1 pseudogene is annotated in these 1,009 nt (G+C 80.4%); it reads left to right on the top strand.

The window, feature by feature from the left end:
* A pseudogene (locus tag CA983_RS44070) lies at positions 1-1,009 on the top strand (hypothetical protein); the annotation flags it as partial.

A 1,009-nucleotide genomic window follows, 5' to 3' on the forward strand; every position in this document is an offset into this window, starting at 1 on the left:
GCGCCGGAACGGCGGACGGCGTCGTCCCTCATGCCCGGGCCGGGGGCCAGGCGGCTCCCCGCCCGACGGCTCCCGTCGGCACCGGTCCGGTCGGGAGCGGTCGCCCCGGCGACGGCGCCGGCCCGGTCTCCCCGGCCGACGCCACGGACGAGCGGTCCGGTCGCGGGCGCAAGGGCACTCCCCTCCGGGGCACAGACGTTCCGCCGGGGACGCGCAGGCGGGGCGGGCTCGGGGCGTGGGCGCGGCGGTTGGCCGGAGGCCGCGGCGAGCAGGAGCAGGCCGCGCGCGGGACGTACGAGGACGAGCCGGCCGAAGTGGAGGTGGAGCGTTCCGCCGTCGGGCCCGCGGTGCCGGAGACCTGGCCGGATCCGGCCACGCTGCTGCTGACCGCGCTGGGGCCGGGGCCCCGGCTGTGGGAGCGCGGCCCGGGCCACCCGGAGGCGCTCGCGGTGCGCCTCGGCACCGCCGACCGGGCGGCGCCGGACGGCTCGGGCCTGCTGCCCGCGGTGCCGGTGACCTCCGGGCTGCGCGAGGTCGGCGCACTGGGACTGGCCGGGCCCCGGGCGCGGCTCGCCGGGCTGGCCCGTGCCGTGCTGGCGCAGCTCACCGCGCTGCACTCCCCCGACACCCTGGAGATCGTCCTGATCGCCGCGGACCGCTCCCGCCCTCTGGAGGAGCGCACCGCCGAGTGGGGGTGGCTGGGCTGGCTGCCGCATGTCCGCCCGGGGCACGGGCAGGACTGCCGCCTGCTGCTCGCCTACGACCGGGAACAGGCCGCCGCCCGCACGGACGAGCTCCTCCGCCGTCTGGACGACCAGCTGGCGGACGCGGGAAGCGGCGCCGCCGGGGCCGGAGGACTGCTGGGCAACGTGCGGTTCTCCAGAGCCCGGGCGACCGACGGCCCGAGCGGCAGCGCGCCGGGCCCCGATGCCCAGGACGGCAGCAGCCCGGTGACCGCCACTGCCGCCGGTCCCGTGCCCCGCCGCCCCTCCTGGGCACGGGACGACAC

The sequence above is a fragment of the Streptomyces swartbergensis genome (genome assembly GCF_002148965.1).
In the GTDB taxonomy this organism is placed as follows: domain Bacteria; phylum Actinomycetota; class Actinomycetes; order Streptomycetales; family Streptomycetaceae; genus Streptomyces; species Streptomyces swartbergensis.